This window comes from Janthinobacterium sp. NKUCC06_STL (assembly GCF_019345455.1).
Taxonomy (GTDB): Bacteria; Pseudomonadota; Gammaproteobacteria; order Burkholderiales; family Burkholderiaceae_D; genus Janthinobacterium; species Janthinobacterium rivuli.
The window spans coordinates 1,802,504-1,820,772 of record NZ_JAHKQY010000001.1 but is presented as its reverse complement, the minus strand read 5'-3'; the positions used below and the strand labels follow the sequence as shown (position 1 = coordinate 1,820,772).

The window sequence follows — 18,269 nt, the reverse complement described above, 5'->3', positions numbered from 1 at the left end:
CGGCTTTGTCATGTCTGGCGCGGTCAAGGAGTTTTCCAAATAGCAACACCGCCAGTGGCGATGGCCGTGGCGGGGCTGGTAGAATGCCCGCTTTGCCGTGGGAAGCCTGGCAAATCAAGGGATACGCGCACGGATCGCTGGCCAAAATGGATAGCGTTTTGTAATACGCTGTAACATGGACCGATGTAATTCTGGTTTTGCCACGCATACCCCTTGAAACAATAGGATATAGCCCCATCTGCCCGTTAGTGTTGTAAAGATAGTTAGACTAACTCATTTAAGTCATTGATTGTAGGAGCTTTTCAGATGCAAGATCAGGAAAACCAAGCTGTACCTAATCCGCAAGCGGACGCCGCGGCTCCCGCAGAGCCTACTTTGGAAGAGCAGCTGGCGAGTACCGAAGCGCGTCTTGCAGAGATGCACGATGCCTTCATGCGCGCCAAGGCTGATGGCGAAAATATCCGCCGCCGCGCGCAGGAAGATGTTGCTAAAGCGCACAAATTCGCAGTCGAGAGCTTTGCCGAAGCCATGGTGCCCGTCAAAGACAGCCTGGAAACGGCGCTGACGGTGGAAGCACCGACCATCGAATCGCTGAAAGAAGGCGTCGAGATGACCTTGAAGCAATTGAACGCCGCGTTCGAGCGCAACCGCCTGGTGGAAGTATTGCCAGTGCAGGGCGAGAAGCTCGATCCGATGAAACACCAGGCCGTTGCCGTGGTGCCAGCGGAGCAGGAAGCCAATACCATCGTGTCAGTCCTGCAAAAGGGCTATATGATTGCGGACCGCTTGCTGCGTCCAGCCATTGTCACGACCGCGCAAGCAAAATAATCAGAGTGCGGCATCAAGCAAGCCTTGAAACCATGCCGCTTTGCCACATATAAGAACCATCTGAAATCTAGCAAATAAAAGGAAATAAATCATGGGTAGAATTATCGGTATCGATCTGGGAACCACGAATTCCTGCGTTTCCATCATGGAAAACGGTCAACCAAAGGTAATCGAAAACGCTGAAGGCGCACGCACGACGCCGTCGATTATTGCTTATCAAGAAGATGGCGAAATTCTCGTCGGCGCGCCAGCGAAACGCCAGGCCGTGACCAATCCGAAAAACACGCTGTACGCAGTCAAGCGTCTGATCGGTCGCAAGTTCGACGAAAAAGAAGTTCAAAAAGACATCGCGCTGATGCCGTACCAGATCATGAAAGCCGACAACGGCGATGCATGGATCGGCGTACGCGACAAAAAACTGGCGCCGCCGCAAATTTCGGCTGAAGTCCTGCGCAAGATGAAGAAAACGGCAGAAGACTACCTCGGTGAAGAAGTCACCGAAGCCGTCATCACCGTGCCTGCGTACTTCAACGACTCGCAGCGTCAAGCCACCAAGGATGCCGGCCGTATCGCTGGCCTGGACGTCAAGCGCATCATCAACGAGCCAACCGCGGCAGCGCTGGCGTTCGGCCTGGACAAGACCGAAAAAGGCGACCGTAAAATTGCCGTGTATGACTTGGGTGGCGGTACGTTCGACGTGTCGATCATCGAAATCGCGGATGTTGATGGCGAGAAACAATTTGAAGTGCTGTCGACCAACGGCGACACCTTCCTGGGCGGCGAAGACTTCGACCAGCGCGTCATCGATTACATCATCGACGAGTTCAAGAAGATCAACGGCATCGACCTGAAAAAAGATCCGATCGCCCTGCAGCGCATCAAGGCTTCGGCCGAGCGCGCGAAGATCGAATTGTCGTCGTCGCAGCAAACCGAGATCAACGAGCCGTACATCGCCATGGCGAACGGCGCACCGGTCCACTTGAACCTGAAGATGACCCGCGCCAAGCTGGAGTCCCTGGTGGAAGAGCTGATCACGGCCACGATGGAACCATGCCGCATTGCTATCAAAGATGCTGGCGTGAAAGTGTCGGACATCGATGACATCATCCTGGTCGGCGGTATGACGCGTATGCCGAAGGTGCAGGAAAAAGTGAAGGAATTCTTCGGCAAGGATCCACGCAAGGATGTGAACCCGGACGAAGCCGTCGCCGTGGGCGCAGCGATTCAAGGTTCGGTCCTGTCGGGCGAACGCAAGGACTTGCTGTTGCTGGACGTCACCCCTCTGTCCCTGGGTATCGAAACCCTGGGCGGCGTGATGACCAAGATGATCCACAAAAACACGACGATTCCGACCAAGTTCAGCCAGGTATTCTCGACGGCCGACGACAACCAGCCTGCGGTGACCATCAAGGTCTTCCAGGGTGAGCGCGAAATCGCCGCCGGCAACAAGGGCCTGGGCGAATTCAATCTGGAAGGCATCCCGCCAGCATCGCGCGGTACGCCACAGATCGAAGTGACCTTCGACATCGACGCCAACGGCATCTTGCATGTCGGCGCGAAAGACAAGGCCACCGGCAAGGAAAACAAGATCACGATCAAGGCCAATTCCGGCTTGACCGAGGCTGAAATCCAGAAGATGGTCAAGGATGCCGAGCTGAACGCGGAAGAAGACAAGAAGGTCAAAGAATTGGCCGAGTCGCGCAACCAGGCCGATGCTCTGGTACACTCGACCCGGAAATCCTTGACCGAATACGGCGACAAGCTGGATGCGGGCGAGAAAGAGAAGATCGAAGCGGCGATCACCGACCTGGAAGCAAGCATCAAGGCGGGCGACAAGGCTGAGATCGACGCCAAGGTGGAAGCACTGTCGAGCGCATCGCAGAAACTGGGCGAAAAAATGTACGCCGACATGCAAGCGCAGCAAGCTGCCGGCGGCGCGGAAGGTGCACAGCAAGCCGCTGGCGCATCGGACGCAGGCGCCAAGCAAGACGACGTTGTTGACGCTGACTTCAAAGAAGTCAAAGACAGCAAGTAATGTCTTGCGCTCCCATGCACTGGGGGCAGCCGGGCTGAACGCTACATCGCGGGATTAGCCGCGAAGACCGGCCGAGCCGAGTCGCTGCGCCTAGCGCAGCACTCGACTCGGCTTTTTCGTGTAATTTTTACATCAGTAGATAGACTGCAAGGTGCCGACAACATGGCAAAGCGTGATTTTTACGAGACACTCGGTGTCGCAAAAAATGCTTCGGAAGAAGAGATCAAAAAGTCTTACCGTAAACTGGCGATGAAATACCATCCGGACCGCAATCCGGATAGCAAAGAATCGGAAGAAAAGTTTAAGGAAGTCAAAGAAGCCTACGAGATGCTGACCAATCCGGAAAAGCGCGACGCGTATGACCGTTATGGTCACGCTGGCGTGGACCCGAACATGGGCGGCGGTGGCGGCTTCGGCGGCGGTGCTGGCGGCTTTGCCGACAGCTTCGGCGATATCTTCGGCGACATCTTTGGCGGTGGCGGTGGACGCAGCCGCAATGCGGGGCCACAGGTGTACCGTGGTGCCGACTTGCGCTACAACCTGGAAATTACACTGGAGCAAGCTGCTCACGGCTTCGACACGACCATCCGCGTGCCGAGCTGGGACAAGTGCGACACCTGCCACGGTAGCGGCGCCAAGCCGGGCACGTCGCCGACCACCTGCGGTACCTGCGGTGGCCACGGCCAGGTGCGCATGCAACAAGGTTTCTTCAGCATCCAGCAAACCTGCCCGAAATGCCATGGCAGCGGCAAGGTCATCACCGACCCGTGCACGCCATGCGGCGGCGCCGGTCGCATCAAGCGCAACAAGACCCTGGAAGTGAAAATTCCAGTCGGTATCGACAACGGCATGCGTATCCGCTCGTCCGGCAACGGCGAACCGGGCACGAATGGCGGTCCGTCGGGCGACCTGTATGTGGAAATCCACATCAAGCCGCACGCCGTATTCCAGCGCGAAGGCGACGACCTGCATTGCGAAATGCCGATCTCGTTCACCAAGGCGGCTTTGGGCGGCGAAATCGAAGTGCCTACCCTGAACGGCAAAGTGTCGTTCACGATCCCGGAAGGCACCCAGTCGGGTAAAACCTTCCGCCTCAAAGGCAAGGGCATCAAGGGTGTGCGCTCCGGTTACGCGGGCGACCTGTTCTGCCACGTGGCCATCGAAACACCCGTGAAACTGACGGAAAAACAGAAAGACCTGCTGCGCGACTTTGAAAAGTCGACCACCGAGGGCGGTGCCAAGCACAGTCCGCAAAGCAAGACCTGGAAAGACAAGGTCAAGGATTTTTTTGAATAAGCACACGTAATACCATGCGCCGGGATGCTTCAACATCCCGGCGTTTTTTTCATCACGACTGAGCAATGTGCGCGCATCGCCGGCCTATGGGCGCGATCTGCCGCCAATGCAGTCGTACGTACACAATGGGAGCGATATGACCGAACAGAAAAATGGCCCGGCCCTGGCGGAACTGCTGCAGCGTAACCGCCGCTGGGCCGACTCGATGGTGGCAAAAGACCCGAACTTCTTCAAGAACCTGGAAGCGCAAACGTCGCCCGAATACCTGTGGATCGGCTGCTCCGACAGCCGCGTGCCAGCGAATGAATTGCTGGGCATGGCGCCTGGCGACGTGTTTGTGCACCGAAATATTGCCAATGTGGTCGTGCATTCCGACCTCAATTGCCTGTCCGTCCTGCAATTTGCCGTGGACGTGCTGAAAGTCAAACACGTCATCATCGTCGGCCATTACGGCTGCAAGGGCGTGCATGCGGCCATGACGGGCACGCGCATCGGCCTGGTCGACAACTGGCTGCGCCACGTGCAGGACGTGGGCCAGAAGCACGAACGCTACCTGGGCGACGTGCTGACCAGTCGCCAGCGCGGCGATCGCCTGTGCGAACTGAACGTCGTCGAACAAGTCTTGAACGTGTGCCAGACCACCGTCGTGCAAGATGCGTGGGAACGGGGCCAGGAACTCAGCGTCCATGGCTGGGTCTATGGCTTGAAGGATGGCTTGCTGAACGACCTGGAAGTGACCGTCACGGCTGGCCACGAACTGGCGCCGCGCATGGCGACCCGCCTGGCCCGCTACGAAGCAATCGCGTAATCGATGCCGGCGCCGTGCTTACGGCGCCGCATTATCCAGGCGGCCCAGGTAATCGGCCGCCTCCCGCACGCCCTCCTGCGCCGCCTGGCGCAGCCAGGTTCTGGCCTGGGGAATGTCCTGCGGCGTGCCCCGGCCTTCGGCCAGCGCCACGCCATAGTGGTAGCGCGCCAGCCGCGCATAGGCCGCGTCATCATTCGTATGCGCGCCGCGCCGCATCAGCGCCGTCGCCTGTTGCAAGTCCTTAGTCACGCCGATGCCCGTTTCGTACAGCTGGGCCAGCCAAATCATCGAATACACATCGTTCCAGCGCCGGATGCAATCTTCAAAGATGGCGACGGCGGCCGTATGGTCACCCGTCTTGTCGGCCGCATAGCCGTACAAACACTTGATGCGCTTGTCACTGTGCACATAGGCTTTGTAGCTGAGATCACTTTCACCCTCGCTATCCTGGGCGTGGACGAAAGCAGGGAGCAGCAGGGCGAGCAGCAGGGCGTAGGTGGGCATGGCTTTCCTGATCAACGATTGAAGCTTGGTAGATAAGCAAGTTGCGTGCTAGCGCGATTCCCCGGCAAAGCCGGCGCAGCTGCGCCATTGCGTGACAGTGCCTGTTGCAGCGTGGCACAACGCGCCGCGCATATCCATATCAGAAATGCTTCGTTTGCAGGATGGGCGAGCAGGCATACAGTGGACTTCCCCAGACTTTTGGCGAGTTCCCATGTCGGCCGTCCTGAAACCCAAGTACTCCACCAGCCATTTCCGTATCGAGACGTTCGATGCGCCCCTGGGCGCGCAAGTGCTGGGGCTGGACCTGGCGCAGCCGCTGTCACTGGACGACTTCCAGCGCCTGCACCACGCCCACCTCGACCATCACGTGCTGGTGTTCCGCGACCAGCGCATCACGCCGCGGCAGCAAGTTGATTTCAGCCGCTGCTTCGGCCCGCTGCAAATTCACGTGCTGCGCCAGTTCCAGTTGCCTACGCAGCCGGAAGTGCTGATCATCTCGAACATCGTTGAAAACGGCCAGCCCATCGGCCTGGGCGACGCGGGCCATTTCTGGCATTCCGATTTGTCGTACAAGGAAGTGCCCAGCCTCGGCTCCATGCTGCACGCGCAAGAGTTGCCGCAGGACGGTGGCGATACCGTGTTTGCGAATATGCATCTGGCGTGGGACAGCTTGCCTGCCGCGCTGCGCCACGCCGTGCGCGGCGCCCGTGCCGAGCACAGCTACCTGAGCCAGTATGAGGAATTGCGTCGCCGTAACCCGTGGCGGCCCGCCCTGACGCAGGCGCAGATCGATGAAGTCACACCCGTGACGCACCCCGTCGTACGCGTGCATCCGGAAACGGGACGCCGCGCCCTGTTTGTCAGCGAACATTTCACCACGCGCATCGTCGGCTTGCCCGACGATGAAAGCCGCGCCCTGCTCGACGAACTGTTTGCCCATAGCGTGCGCCCGGAGCACCTGTATGTGCACCGCTGGCAGCCGTACGACCTGGTGTTCTGGGATAACCGTTCCCTGATGCATCTGGCGACGGGTTGCCCGCCCGAGCAGCGCCGCAAACTGTATCGCACCACGATTGAAGGCGATGCGCCCTACTGATTTTTTTGAACGTAGTTGACCCAAGGAGTGTCCATGTTGCCGATCTTTAGCTTTTCCCGCCGCCTGCTCGCCGCCATCGCCGTGCTGTGCATGGCCATGCCCATGGCCCGGGCCGAAGGGCAGATCCGCATCGCGGGCCAGCATGGCATCACCTTCTTGCTGCTCAATATTGCACAGGAACAAAAGCTGATTGAAAAGCATGGCAAGCAGCAGGGCATCGATGTCAAAGTCGAGTGGATCACCCTGTCCGGCGGGCCGGCCATCAATGACGCTTTGTTATCGGGCAATATCGATATCGCAGGCGCCGGGCTGGGGCCGTTGCTGACCATCTGGGACCGCACGAAAGGCCGGCAGAATGTGCGCGGCGTGGCGTCGCTGGGCAACTTCCCCTACTATTTGGTCAGCAATAATCCCAAGGTGAAAACCCTGGCGGACTTGACGGACAAGGACCGCATCGCCCTGCCTGCCGTCTCCGTCTCCGTCCAGGCGAGGATATTGCAAATGGCTGTGGCGAAACAGTGGGGCGACAAGGAATTTGCGCGGCTCGATAAAATCACGCAAACCCTGCCGCACCCGGATGCGGCCGCCGCCATCATCGCCGGCGGCACGGAGCTCAGCGGCCACTTCGGCAATTCGCCGTTCCAGGAACAGGAACTGGCGCAAAACCCGAACGCCCACATCATCCTGAACTCGTACGACGTGCAAGGCGGCCCCAGCTCGTCGACCTTGCTGTATGCGACGGAAAAATACCGCAAGGACAATCCGAAAACCTACCGCGCCTTCATCGCCGCGCTGGCGGAAGCGGCGCAGTATGCGAGCAGCAACCCGCAAGGCGCGGCCGACATCTACATCAAGGTGAATAAAAGCAAGGTGGACCGCAATCTGCTGCTGAAAATCTTTGCCAACCCGCAAGTGCAATTCAAGATCGCGCCGCAAAATACCTATGGCCTGGCGCAATTCCTGCACCGCGTGAGCGCCATCCGCAACTTGCCCGACAGCTGGCGCGATTATTTCTTTGACGATCCTGCCATCACGCAAGGAGGCTGACATGAACGCGCCCGCTTTTCACCTGGTCCGTCCTCCCGTTGCGCTACAGCCGCTGCTCAGCGTCAAGCATGTCAGCCTGGAATACCGCACCGAGCAGCGCACCGTGCGCGCCACGCATGACGTCAGTTTCGACGTGTTTCGCGGCGACCGCTTCGTGCTCCTGGGGCCATCCGGCTGCGGCAAGTCGTCCTTGCTGAAAGCCGTGGCCGGTTTCATCGCGCCGCGCGCGGGCAGCATCGCCATGCAGGGCCTGCCCATCCACAAACCGGGGCCGGACCGTGTCGTCGTGTTCCAGGAATTCGACCAGTTGCCGCCATGGAAGACCGTGCTGGAAAACGTCATGTTCCCCTTGCTGGCCAGCAAGCGCCTGGACAAGCAGGCGGCCCGTGAGCGCGCCCATCACTGGATCGCCAAGGTGGGCCTGGCCGGCTTTGAGGATGCCCATCCGCATACCTTGTCGGGCGGCATGAAGCAGAGGGTGGCCATCGCCCGTGCCTTGGCCATGCAGCCGGAAGTGCTGCTGATGGACGAGCCGTTTGCCGCCCTCGACGCCTTGACGCGGCGCAAGATGCAAGAAGAGCTGAGCCGGCTGTGGGAAGAGCTGCGCTTTACCCTTGTGTTCGTTACGCATTCGATCGAGGAAGCTTTGGTCGTGGGCAACCGCATCCTGCTGCTGTCGCCCCATCCGGGCCGGGTACGGGCCGAACTCAACAGCCATCAATTCGGCTTGCACAGCGCGGGCAGCGCGGAATTCCAGGCCGCCAGCAGCCGCATCCATGGTTTGTTGTTCGATGAGGAAGTCGCTCCCGTCCCGCAAGCAGTGACCGCGCAGCGGGAGGCCGTATGAGCGCGCTGCTGGAGCCGCCTATCCGCCAGGAATTCGTCTACGCGGCGCCGCCGCCGGCCGGCGTCACCGTCGAGCGGCCGCTGTCGCGCTGGCAGCGTCTGAGCCAGCATGCGCTGTGGCGCAAGGCTTTCATTTTGCTCAGCCTGGCCCTGCTGTGGGAAGGCGCGGCGCGCTGGACGCAGAACGATTTATTGCTGCCCAGTTTTCTGCAGACGGCGCAGGCGTTTATCGGCGGTATCGCCAGCGGGGAATTGCTCACGCGCACGGCCGCCTCCCTCGTCGTCTTGCTGCAAGGTTATGCGGTGGGCGTGTTGGCCGCCTTCGTGCTGACCTTGCTGGCCGTGTCCAGCCGCCTCGGACGCGATCTGCTGGAAACCCTGACGGCCATGTTGAATCCCTTGCCGGCGATTGCCTTGCTGCCGCTGGCCCTGCTGTGGTTCGGCCTCGGGCGCGCCAGCCTGATCTTCGTCATCGTCCATTCCGTGATGTGGCCGCTGGCCCTGAACACGTATGCGGGTTTCCAGGGCGTGCCGGAAACCCTGCGCATGGCGGGCCGCAATTACGGGCTGAACGGCTTGCGCCTGGTGCTGCACATCCTTGTGCCGGGCGCCTTGCCCTCCATCGTCTCGGGTCTGAAAATAGGCTGGGCATTCGCCTGGCGCACCCTGATCGCGGCCGAACTGGTGTTCGGCACGACGTCGGGGCAGGGCGGCCTGGGCTGGTACATCTTCCAGAACCGCAACGAGCTGTACACGGACAAGGTCTTCGCCGGCCTGGCGGCCGTCATCGTCATCGGTTTAATTGTGGAAAACCTTGGCTTTCGCAGCCTGGAACGGGTGACTCTGAAACGCTGGGGCATGCAGCGCTAGTTCTCACGACAATTATTTCAGCATGCTGCGCGCCGCCGCGATGATTTGCCGCGACAGCTGCTCCATGCGCGGCGATTGCACCTTCCACGTGTGCCAGTACAGGGCCACGTCGGCCGGGGTCTTGGGCGTGAGCATTTCCACCAGCTCGCCATCCGTATTCGCTTTCAACAGCAGTTCGGGCACCATGCCATAGCCGAGGCCGTAGCGGATGGCGTTGAAGTGCGAGGTGGCGCCGGGCACGTAATGGCAGGGGTAGGCGCCTTCGGGCAAGCCCAGCGCTTCTTGCAGGAACGACGATTGCAAGGTGTCCTTGCGCGTGTAGGCGACGACGGGCGCCGTGCGCGCCGCCTTGCGCGTCAGGCCGTGCGCAAACCACTGCTGGCGGAACGCGGGCGTGGCCACCAGCCAGTAGCGCATCACGCCCAGCGGCTCGGCCGTGCAGCCGCGCATGGGCTTGGCTTCCGTGCTGATGCAGCCGATCGCCATGCCCGTTTCCAGCAAGGTATACGTGTGGTCCTGGTCTTCCACGGTCAGGTCTAGCAGCACTCTTTCGCGTATCAGCACTTCGGACAGGGCCGGGAAGAACCAGGTGCCCATCGAGTCCGCATTCAGCGCCAGCACCAGGGTCAGCGGGGCATCCTGCTGCACCGCCAGTTCCGCCTGCAAGTCCGCTTCCAGCAGCTTGGCGCGTTTCAGGTACTGCATCAGCCGCTGGCCCATGCGCGTGGCGCGCGCGGGACGGCTGCGCACGATCAGCGCATTGCCCAGCTGACTTTCCAGTGCCCGCACCCGCTGGGAAATGGCCGGGGAGGTCAGGTGCAGCCGCAGCGCCGCCTGCTCGAAGCTGCCCGTTTCAACGACGGCGCGAAACGCTTCCGTGTGCTTGGGATTGAGATCCATGGTGATTGCCTTGCATAAGAAAAATTTATCAATACTAAATAATACTTACTTTTGATAAGGATGGGTGTGTTGCAGTGCACAATGCCTCTTTGATGGAGTGCCGCGCGCCAGCGTGCGGCCTCCTGGCAGCAAGGAATACCAACATGGAAGCACAAGCGAACGACAGCATCACCCGCAAGCCCCAGTCGAAGCTGGCGCGCAATCTGAAATTCGGCCTGGGATTGACCCTGGGCCTGGGCATGGCCGCCGCCCTGGCGGGCGGCTGGTGGCTGCGCCAGGCCTGGCAGGATTTGCCGGCCGTCGAACACCTGGCCCAGTACAAGCCCGCGCTGCCGCTGCGCATTTTCTCGAGCGAAGGCGAGCTGCTGGCCGAATACGGCGAAGAGCGGCGCGAATTCCTGCCCTTGAAAGACATCCCGCTGCGCATGCGCCAGGCCTTGCTGGCCATCGAAGATGCGCGTTTCTACGAACACGGCGCCGTCGATTTTTATGGTCTGACGCGCGCGACCCTGGCCAACGTCGTCACGGGCCACCACGTACAGGGCGCCAGCACCATCACCATGCAGGTGGCGCGCGACTTTTTCCTGTCGCGCGAAAAAACCGTGCAGCGCAAGCTGACGGAGATGCTGCTCGCCTACAAGCTGGAACAGCACTACGGCAAGGACAAGCTGCTGGAACTGTATATGAACCAGATTTACCTGGGCGAGCGCTCCTACGGTTTTTCCGCCGCCTCGAACATTTACTTTGACAAGCCGCTGGCCGACGTCAGCATCGCCGAAGCGGCCATGCTGGCCGGCTTGCCGAAAGCGCCGTCGGCCTACAACCCCGTCGCCAATCCCCAGCGCGCCACCGTGCGCCAGCATTACATCCTGCAGCGCATGCGCGAACTGGGCTATATCACGCCAGTGGAATACGATGCGGCGGTGGCGGAAAAACTGGCCCTGAACAAGGACCGCAACAGCTCCGTGCATGCGGCCGCGTATGCGGTCGAGGAAGCGCGTCAATTGATACTGCAAAGCTATCCCGAAGGCGCCTACAGCATGGGCCTGGACGTGACGACCACCATCCGCATGGCGCCGCAGCGGGCGGCCGACAAGTCGCTGCGCGATGGCTTGCTGAATGCGCAGGCGCGGCGCGGTTACCGTGGCCCGGAAGCCCGTCTGGCCGCTTCCGCAGACAGCGTGGCGCGCCAGCTGGCCGCCTACCCGGACAGCGGTGAACTGCGCGCCGCCCTCGTGCGCAAAGTCGATACCGCCGGCAAGCGCCAACTGACGGCGCAGCTGCGCAATGGCGACGACATCGTGGTCACCGCCTCGGAAGCACGCCTGGGCGGCAAGCTGGCCTGGGATGGCAAGCGCGCCATCGTTGAAAACAGCGTGATCCGCGTGGTGCACGATGCGGCGAAAAAACGCTGGCTGGTGAGCCAGTTGCCCGAGATGGAAGGCGCGCTCATTTCCGTCGAGGCGCACAGCGGCGAAATCGTCGCCATGGCGGGCGGCTTCGATTTTTACCGCAACCACTATAACCATGCCATGCAGGCCTACCGCCAGCCTGGTTCCAGCTTCAAGCCTTTCGTGTATTCGGCGGCGCTGGAAAAGGGATATTTTCCCGGCACGGCCGTGGACGACACGCAGCGTTTGCTGCTGCCGCAGGAAACGGGCGCGCGTCCCTGGCGTCCGCGCAATTACGGCAACAACTATGAAGGCTTCATCAGCGTGCGGCGCGGCCTCGTGCGCTCGAAAAACCTCGTGGCCGTCAGCCTGATGCAGGCGGCCGGCCCCGGCTACGTGCAGCACTACGCCACGCGCTTCGGCTTCGAGGGCGCGCGCAATCCCGTCTCCCTGCCGCTGGCGCTGGGCGCGGGCGCCGTCACGCCGCTGCAGCTGGCGCAATCGTATGCCGTGTTTGCCAATGGCGGCATGCAGATGCCGCCGAAACTGATCAAGGAAGTGCGCAGCCGCAGCGGCGAAGTGCTGTTCAGCGATGCGGCGCCGCGCGCCAAGGGTGAGCCGGCGCCCGGTACGCAAGTGATCTCCACGCGCAATGCCTACGTCATGGACAGCATGCTGCGCGACGTCGTCAAGAGCGGCACGGGACGCGGCGCGCTGGCGCTGGGACGCGGCGACGCGGCCGGCAAGACGGGCACGTCGAATAACGCCTATGACGCCTGGTTCGCCGGCTATTCCTCGGGCCTCGTCTCCGTCGTGTGGCTCGGCTACGACCAGCCGAAAAGCCTGGGCAACGCCACGGGTGGGACGTTGGCGCTGCCCGTCTGGCGCGACTACATGCAAGTGGCCGTGCAGGGCCGCCGCGAGCAGGTGCTGGCCGAGCCGCCAGGCCTGGCGCTGCTCGATGGCGATTACGTGTATGCCGAATACCTGGCCGGCGACTGCCTGCAGGATAACTTTGCCTTTATCCACAGCAGCGTCAGTTGCGGCAGCGGCGGTGCGGACACGCGCATGGCGCACGGTGAGGCTGGCGCTGGCGATGGCGGCTCGAGCACGGGCATGAACGAAGCGCGCACCCTGAGCGAAGCGCGCGAACGCGAACAAATTCTCAAATCATTTTCGGAAGAATAAGAGCATGCTGCTATATACGATTTACCTGGTGGCGATCGTCGCCGAAGCGATGTCCGGCGCCATCATGGGCATGCGGCGCGGCATGGATTTGTTCGGCATTTGCATGATCGGCACCGTCACGGCGCTCGGCGGCGGCACCGTGCGCGACGTGCTGCTGGGGCACTATCCGCTGGGCTGGATCGCGCATCCCGAATACCTGCTGTTTACCATCGGCGCGGCCATCGTGACGGCCTTTGTCGCGCGCTATTTGCACCATTTGCGCGCCATCTTCCTGCTGGTCGATGGACTGGGCCTGGTGGCGTTTTGCGTGATCGGCTGCGACATCGCCATGTCGGCCAAGATGCATCCGGCCATCGTCGTGCTGGCGGGGATGATCACGGGCGTCTTCGGCGGCCTGCTGCGCGATATCCTGTGCAACCAGATCCCGCTGGTGCTGCAGCGCGAAGTGTATGCCACCGTGGCCCTGTTTACGGGCGCCCTGTATGTCGCCCTGCTGCACTTCAAGGTCGACAGCTCGGTGGCGCAGCTGGCGTCCATCGGCGCCGGCTTCCTGTTCCGCTTCCTGGCCCTGCACTTCGAGTGGCGCCTGCCGAATTTCAATGGCGACCGCATACGCGGTTTTGAGTAAGGCAGCAGCAGCGTGATTATTTTCGCGCGCGTTTAACCCCTTTTTCTGCGCTGCCGCGTTTCATGTTGGACACCCCAGCCAACCGGAGAAGAAGCGATGCCCAGCGTCCTCAAGATCACATTGATACTGTCCCTGCTGCTGTCGGCAGGCAGCCACGCCGCCGGCACGGCGTCGCGCAAGACCCTGGCGCCGTTCGCCAGCGAACAGGCCTTGAGCAGCTATCTGCAGCAGTTGCAGGCGCGCCAGGCGGCCCTGCAAAGGGAGCAGCAGAAACTGCAGCGCGCCACGGCGCAGCCCATGTCGGCGCCGCCGGCCCCGCCCGCGCCGATGATGGCGAAATCCGCGCCGGCAGCATCGGCAGAAGCGGCGGAATCCGTCACCAATGTGCAGACGGCGGGCGTGGACGAAGGCGGCATCGTCAAGCTGCATGGCAAGCACCTGGTGATGCTCCGGCGCGGCAAGCTGTTTACCGTGCAGGTGGGGGGCAATGTCCTGCAGCCCGTGTCCTCGCTCGACGCCTTCGCGCCGGGCAGCGACCCGTCGGGCAGCTGGTATGACGAGATGCTGATCGATGGCGACACGGTCGTGGTGATCGGCTACAGCTACAGCCGCGGCGGTACGGAGATCGGGCTGTTCGACGTCAACGCCGACGGCAAGCTGGCCTACCGTTCCACCTATCACTTGCGCTCCAACGATTATTATTCCTCGCGCAATTACGCGAGCCGCCTGGTCGGCGGCAAACTGGTGTTCTATTCGCCCCTGTCGCTGAACCTGCGCCGGGGCGACCCGTTCGGCGGCTTTCCCGCGCTACGCCGCTGGCGTCCCGATGCCGTGCCGTCCGACTTCAAGCGCATCGCCCCTGCCACGCGCATCTACCGCACCGATGAAGAACCGGAAACGGGCTTCGGCCTGACCCTGCACACGGTCACCGTGTGCGACCTGGCGCAGCGCGACATGCGCTGCGAAGCGACGGCCGTGATGGGGCCGCAGGGCCGCGTGTTTTATGTGTCGGGCGAATCCGTTTTCGTGTGGACGACGCGCCGCGGCAGCGACTCGGGCGTGTTCCGCATTCCCCTCGATGGCAGCGCGCCCAGCGCACTGAAGGTGGCCGGCGCGCCCGTCGACCAGTTCTCGTTCCTCGAAAGCCCTGACGGTCATCTGAACGTGCTGCTGCGCGCCGAAGGCCAGGGCGACGCCATGTGGGACGGCGCGCGGGGGCGCGGCGACATGGCCTTGCTGCGCGTGCCATTGGCCTCGTTTTCCGATGGCCGCGACAGCGCGCCCGCCAGCAGCTACCAGCCGCTGCCCGGTGGTGGCGGTTATGGGCTGCAAAACCGTTATGTGGGATCCTATCTCTTGTACGGCAATCCGGGCAATCCCGGACGTCGTCAGGCGGACCAGGCCTGGCCGCGCCAGCCACTGTATGCCGTGCGCTGGGCCGATGCGGGCAGCGTGCAAGCCTTGTCCCTGCCGCATGGCGTGGAGCGCATCGAGGCGCTGGGCAATGACGCCGTGGTGATCGGCGCGCAGGGCAGGGATCTGCACTTCAGCACCATCCGCCTGGGGGCGCAGGCGGCGATTGCCACGCGCTACATCCGCGCCGACGCGGCGCAGGGCGAGTCGCGCAGCCACGGCTTTTTCTACAAGCCGCAAACGGCCAGCGAAGGCGTGATCGGCCTGCCCATCCTGAGTGCGGACGAGCGGCCTGGCCTCAACAAGTCAGCCGCCTCCGTCCTGTATCTGCGCAACAGCGGCTTGCAGTTGACGGAACTGGGCGCGCTGGCGGCGCGCCCGGGCCAAGTGCCGGACGACGGTTGCCGCGCATCGTGCGTGGACTGGTATGGCAATGCGCGTCCCTTGTTCCTGCAGGGCCGGGTCTTCGCCCTGCTCGGCTATGAAGTGGTGGAAGGGGCGCTCAAGGATGGACAGATCCGCGAAGTGCGCCGCATCAGCTATGCACCCATTGCGTCCCCTGTTCGCTGACGGCGCTGGGAAATTGCCGCTGCCGCGTAGTTCGGCTACACTGCTCCGCATGCCCGACACCCTCATTACCGCGACGGATGAAGACCTGATGCTGCGCTACAGCGCCGGCGACCTGCCGTCGTTTCGCGAATTGTACCGGCGCCATGGCCAGGGACTGTACCGCTTCGTGGCCTGGCGTTCGCCGCGCCGCGCCTGGGTGGACGAGATCGTGCAGGATGCGTGGGCCAGCCTGCACGCGGCGCGCGCCGGCTACCAGCCGCAAGCGGCGTTTCGTACCTATCTGTACCAGATCGCGCGCAACCGCCTGATCGACCTCCTGCGCCAGCGCGAAGGTCAGGAAATCGACGCTACGGACGAACTGGCGGACGAGGGCGCATCGCCGCCGCAATCGCTGGAACAGAAACAGCAGCACGCGCTGCTGCATGCGGCCATCGCCGCGCTGCCGGTGGAACAAAAGGAAGCGCTGGTGCTGCAGCAGTTCAGCGGCATGAGCATTCTGGAGATCGCCGTGGTGACGGGAGCGGAAGCGGAAACCGTCAAGAGCCGGCTGCGCTACGCCATGCAGAAATTGCGCGCGGGCTTGGACAGCGCCGCTGGCGCGGGAGGACAGGCATGAAGACGCACGATCAAGATAATGACGATTTGCATGACGAGGAATTGAAGGCGTTGCTGGCCAGCCTGCCGCAGCCCGCGCCTTCCAGCGCGCTTGATGCGGCCATCCTGGCCGACGCGGAAAAAGCCTTGCCGCAACCGGTCGCCGCGAACGACAGCGCCGATGGCGTGCTGCGTACCTTGCCAGCCAAAAAATCACCGGACTACCTGCAGCGCTGGCGCGTTCCGCTGGGGCTGGCCGCCGCCGTGCTGTTGACGGTGAACCTGATCGGCGTGGACTGGTTCGGTTCGAAGCCGGCGCAATTTCCCGTGGTGGGGGAACCGGTCACGCAAGAGGTGATGCGGGAAGCCGCACCGGTCATTGCACCGGCGGCCGCACCTGCGACTGAGTTTGCGCCACCACCGCCAGCACCGCGCGCCATGGCCAAGGCGGCACCGAGGCCGCCGGCGCAAGCCGAGCCAGTGCCAGCACCCGTGTCAGCACCCGTTCCTCCGCCAGCGCCACCGGCCCCGCCACCTCCTCCGGCAATGCGGGAGGCGATGGAGCAGCAAGCGGCCATGCAGGCCGAAGCCAGCCTGCAGCGCCAGGCGCCGGCACAGCGGGCGCTGGCCAAGCCTGCGCCTGTCGCGGCACGCGCCGCGCCGCTGCCGCCGCCCGCAAAGCTGGACGCCTCCGTGTGGTTGGTGAAGATCGACGCGCTGCTCAAGGCGGGCGAAGGCGCGCTGGCGCAGGAGGAGTGGACGGCGTTCCAGCAGGCGTATCCCGATTATCCGGTGGCCGGGGAGCTGCGGCAGCGGCTGGAGAGTAAGTAAAAAACGCTAGACGATCCCCTTCCTGCGTTCCCACACGGCGCTGCCGACGAAAATGGCGGCGCACACCCACATCACGGCCGGCAGGGCGTTCACGCCCACCGATTGCATCAGGACGCCCGTCAGCAGGGGGCCGCCGCCGCTGGTGATGCCCCAGGTGGCATTGACGATGGCGCTGGCGCTGGTCAGTGACAGGCCCGTAAACCGTTCGCCGCAGGCCACCAGCGCCAGCATGTAGATGCCGCCCGCCGCCGCGCCCAGCAAGAGCAGCAAGGTCCACCACAGCCACGGCGTGCCGACGGCGAATGGCAGCAGCGGCAGCAACAGGCAGACGGCCACGCCGCAGCCCGCGTGGACTTTGGCGCGGCCGTAGCGGTCGGCCATCCAGCCCAGCGCGAATTGCAGGCCCGTGTCGCCCACCAGCACCACGGTGGCCGACAGCAGGGCCAGGTCCGTGCCGATGCCGTGCTCCATCGCGTACAGGGGCAGCAAGCTCAATGCCAGCGTATCGAACAGGGCGAAGAAGGCGGCGCCGAGCACGATCATCGGCATGCGCGGCAGGATCAAGGTCCACTTCACGCCATGTTCTTCCGGTTCCTTTTCCGGGCCGCTGTTCGAGATCAGCATCAATCCCGGCACGGCCAGCAAGAACAGCAGGCCGCAGGCGGCGAAGCTCCAGCTGATCTTGTCATTGAACAGCGCCACGAGGGCAGGGCCGATCAGCTGGAAAAACGTAAAACTGGTGGTGTACATGGCCACCACTCTTCCCCGCGAATTATCGGGCGCCAGCCGGTTCACCCACGCTTCGCCGATGGTAAACAGCACGCCCATGGCGCCGCCGAACAGGAAGCGCAGCACGCTCCACGCCAGCAGGTGGTCGGTACACTGCATGGCGATCGTCGCCAGTGAAGCCACCCACACGGCGCCCAGCATGGTGGCGCGCGCGCCGAAACGTCCCACCCAGCGCGAGACAAATGGCGAGGCGGCCAGGATGCCCAGGGCGCTGACGGCCGTGATCATGCCGATGATGTCCGTGCCCACGCCGCGCTGGTGCAAGGTCAATGCGGTGAGCGGCATGGTGGCGCCCAGGCCCAGGCCCACCACGCCGATGCTGACGACGAGGGCGAAGAAGTCGCGCCATGGCATGTGCTTCATGGCTGCCCCCGCAGGGTGAAAATGGTGTTCGGGATGGCTGGAAAACGGTGTGGATGCATGGGAAAGGTAGGGACTTTGCCTGCGGCGCTGGTGTTTGGCGCCGGACGGGCATATGATGATTTTATCAAGAGCAATATTGCAAAGCCGTAGTGTAGGCGATGTGTGCCACCGCTGGCCATTCCCATCCGTGTGGCCGCTGCCTGCGGCTCTGCTGTACAGTGAAGCGAGCGGCAGCGCTGTCATGGCGCTGTCATTGGATCGTCACGCCAGCG

Annotated in this window: 16 protein-coding genes; 13 read left to right on the top strand and 3 right to left on the bottom strand. The window is 62.7% G+C overall.

Going from position 1 to position 18,269, the window contains the following annotated elements:
* The first annotated feature begins 306 nt into the window (after positions 1–306).
* From grpE to can, 4 genes are all read left to right on the top strand, one after another.
* Positions 307–828, top strand: a complete 522-nt coding sequence (gene grpE / locus KO539_RS08265; RefSeq protein WP_071075290.1) for a nucleotide exchange factor GrpE — start codon at positions 307–309, stop codon at positions 826–828.
* Between the two features lie 91 nt (positions 829–919).
* Entirely contained in the window at positions 920–2,863 is a 1,944-nt protein-coding gene (gene dnaK, locus KO539_RS08260; protein WP_034745982.1) for a molecular chaperone DnaK, read from the top strand.
* Positions 2,864–3,025: 162 nt separating this feature from the next.
* Positions 3,026–4,159, top strand: coding sequence for a molecular chaperone DnaJ (dnaJ, locus tag KO539_RS08255; protein WP_034745985.1), 1,134 nt, complete (start codon positions 3,026–3,028; stop codon positions 4,157–4,159).
* A gap of 136 nt (positions 4,160–4,295) precedes the next feature.
* Entirely contained in the window at positions 4,296–4,967 is a 672-nt protein-coding gene (gene can, locus KO539_RS08250; RefSeq protein ID WP_035822585.1) for a carbonate dehydratase, read from the top strand.
* Between the two features lie 18 nt (positions 4,968–4,985).
* Here the strand turns inward: can and KO539_RS08245 are convergent, their stop codons facing one another.
* Positions 4,986–5,471, bottom strand: coding sequence for a tetratricopeptide repeat protein (locus KO539_RS08245; RefSeq protein WP_219308326.1), 486 nt, complete (start codon positions 5,469–5,471; stop codon positions 4,986–4,988).
* A gap of 211 nt (positions 5,472–5,682) precedes the next feature.
* Between KO539_RS08245 and KO539_RS08240 the strand changes: the two genes are divergently transcribed.
* From KO539_RS08240 to KO539_RS08225, 4 genes are read left to right on the top strand one after another with little or no spacing between them, the layout of a single operon-like run.
* Positions 5,683–6,567 carry a TauD/TfdA family dioxygenase gene (locus KO539_RS08240; RefSeq protein ID WP_219308325.1) on the top strand — a complete coding sequence of 295 codons (885 nt, stop codon included), beginning with the start codon at positions 5,683–5,685 and terminating at the stop codon, positions 6,565–6,567.
* Positions 6,568–6,600: 33 nt separating this feature from the next.
* The gene (locus tag KO539_RS08235) at positions 6,601–7,614 is read left to right on the top strand and encodes an ABC transporter substrate-binding protein (RefSeq protein WP_219308324.1); all 1,014 of its coding nucleotides are present in this window, start codon (positions 6,601–6,603) and stop codon (positions 7,612–7,614) included.
* 1 nt (position 7,615) lies between these two features.
* The gene (locus tag KO539_RS08230; RefSeq protein WP_176389694.1) at positions 7,616–8,461 is read left to right on the top strand and encodes an ABC transporter ATP-binding protein; all 846 of its coding nucleotides are present in this window, start codon (positions 7,616–7,618) and stop codon (positions 8,459–8,461) included.
* Entirely contained in the window at positions 8,458–9,330 is an 873-nt protein-coding gene (locus tag KO539_RS08225) for an ABC transporter permease (protein WP_219308323.1), read from the top strand. The genes KO539_RS08230 and KO539_RS08225 overlap by 4 nt, the downstream gene beginning before the upstream one ends.
* A gap of 12 nt (positions 9,331–9,342) precedes the next feature.
* Here KO539_RS08225 and KO539_RS08220 read toward each other — a convergent pair whose 3' ends face one another.
* A complete protein-coding gene (locus KO539_RS08220; RefSeq protein WP_208672440.1) occupies positions 9,343–10,236 on the bottom strand; it encodes an HTH-type transcriptional regulator ArgP in 894 nt (297 codons plus the stop codon).
* Between the two features lie 137 nt (positions 10,237–10,373).
* Here KO539_RS08220 and KO539_RS08215 point away from each other — a divergent pair, with 137 nt between their 5' ends.
* From KO539_RS08215 to KO539_RS08195, 5 genes are all read left to right on the top strand, one after another.
* Positions 10,374–12,809 carry a penicillin-binding protein 1A gene (locus KO539_RS08215; protein WP_219308322.1) on the top strand — a complete coding sequence of 812 codons (2,436 nt, stop codon included), beginning with the start codon at positions 10,374–10,376 and terminating at the stop codon, positions 12,807–12,809.
* Between the two features lie 4 nt (positions 12,810–12,813).
* Entirely contained in the window at positions 12,814–13,437 is a 624-nt protein-coding gene (locus tag KO539_RS08210) for a trimeric intracellular cation channel family protein (RefSeq protein WP_219308321.1), read from the top strand.
* A gap of 96 nt (positions 13,438–13,533) precedes the next feature.
* Positions 13,534–15,420 (top strand): beta-propeller domain-containing protein, encoded by a 1,887-nt coding sequence (locus tag KO539_RS08205; RefSeq protein WP_219308320.1) that lies wholly within the window; start codon positions 13,534–13,536, stop codon positions 15,418–15,420.
* Between the two features lie 49 nt (positions 15,421–15,469).
* Entirely contained in the window at positions 15,470–16,036 is a 567-nt protein-coding gene (locus tag KO539_RS08200) for a sigma-70 family RNA polymerase sigma factor (RefSeq protein ID WP_257626136.1), read from the top strand.
* Positions 16,033–16,845: a hypothetical protein gene (locus KO539_RS08195; protein ID WP_219308318.1), complete on the top strand. Its 813-nt coding sequence runs from the start codon at positions 16,033–16,035 to the stop codon at positions 16,843–16,845. The genes KO539_RS08200 and KO539_RS08195 overlap by 4 nt, the downstream gene beginning before the upstream one ends.
* A 6-nt stretch (positions 16,846–16,851) precedes the next feature.
* On the opposite strand, the gene KO539_RS08190 is transcribed toward KO539_RS08195, so the two are convergent.
* Positions 16,852–18,240: an MFS transporter gene (locus tag KO539_RS08190; RefSeq protein ID WP_374106357.1), complete on the bottom strand. Its 1,389-nt coding sequence runs from the start codon at positions 18,238–18,240 to the stop codon at positions 16,852–16,854.
* Between the last annotated feature and the right edge of the window lie 29 nt (positions 18,241–18,269).

Bases quoted from the DNA above. Each gene is read 5' to 3' on its own strand.
- KO539_RS08230 (WP_176389694.1), top strand. From the start codon at position 7,616: ATGAACGCGCCCGCTTTTCACCTGGTCCGTCCTCCCGTTGCGCTACAG.
- KO539_RS08235 (WP_219308324.1), top strand. From the start codon at position 6,601: ATGTTGCCGATCTTTAGCTTTTCCCGCCGCCTGCTCGCCGCCATCGCC.
- KO539_RS08195 (WP_219308318.1), top strand. From the start codon at position 16,033: ATGAAGACGCACGATCAAGATAATGACGATTTGCATGACGAGGAATTG.
- dnaJ (WP_034745985.1), top strand. From the start codon at position 3,026: ATGGCAAAGCGTGATTTTTACGAGACACTCGGTGTCGCAAAAAATGCT.
- dnaK (WP_034745982.1), top strand. From the start codon at position 920: ATGGGTAGAATTATCGGTATCGATCTGGGAACCACGAATTCCTGCGTT.
- KO539_RS08225 (WP_219308323.1), top strand. From the start codon at position 8,458: ATGAGCGCGCTGCTGGAGCCGCCTATCCGCCAGGAATTCGTCTACGCG.
- KO539_RS08190 (WP_374106357.1), bottom strand. From the start codon at position 18,240: ATGACAGCGCTGCCGCTCGCTTCACTGTACAGCAGAGCCGCAGGCAGC.
- KO539_RS08240 (WP_219308325.1), top strand. From the start codon at position 5,683: ATGTCGGCCGTCCTGAAACCCAAGTACTCCACCAGCCATTTCCGTATC.
- KO539_RS08245 (WP_219308326.1), bottom strand. From the start codon at position 5,471: ATGCCCACCTACGCCCTGCTGCTCGCCCTGCTGCTCCCTGCTTTCGTC.
- KO539_RS08215 (WP_219308322.1), top strand. From the start codon at position 10,374: ATGGAAGCACAAGCGAACGACAGCATCACCCGCAAGCCCCAGTCGAAG.
- grpE (WP_071075290.1), top strand. From the start codon at position 307: ATGCAAGATCAGGAAAACCAAGCTGTACCTAATCCGCAAGCGGACGCC.
- KO539_RS08205 (WP_219308320.1), top strand. From the start codon at position 13,534: ATGCCCAGCGTCCTCAAGATCACATTGATACTGTCCCTGCTGCTGTCG.
- can (WP_035822585.1), top strand. From the start codon at position 4,296: ATGACCGAACAGAAAAATGGCCCGGCCCTGGCGGAACTGCTGCAGCGT.
- KO539_RS08210 (WP_219308321.1), top strand. From the start codon at position 12,814: ATGCTGCTATATACGATTTACCTGGTGGCGATCGTCGCCGAAGCGATG.
- KO539_RS08200 (WP_257626136.1), top strand. From the start codon at position 15,470: ATGCCCGACACCCTCATTACCGCGACGGATGAAGACCTGATGCTGCGC.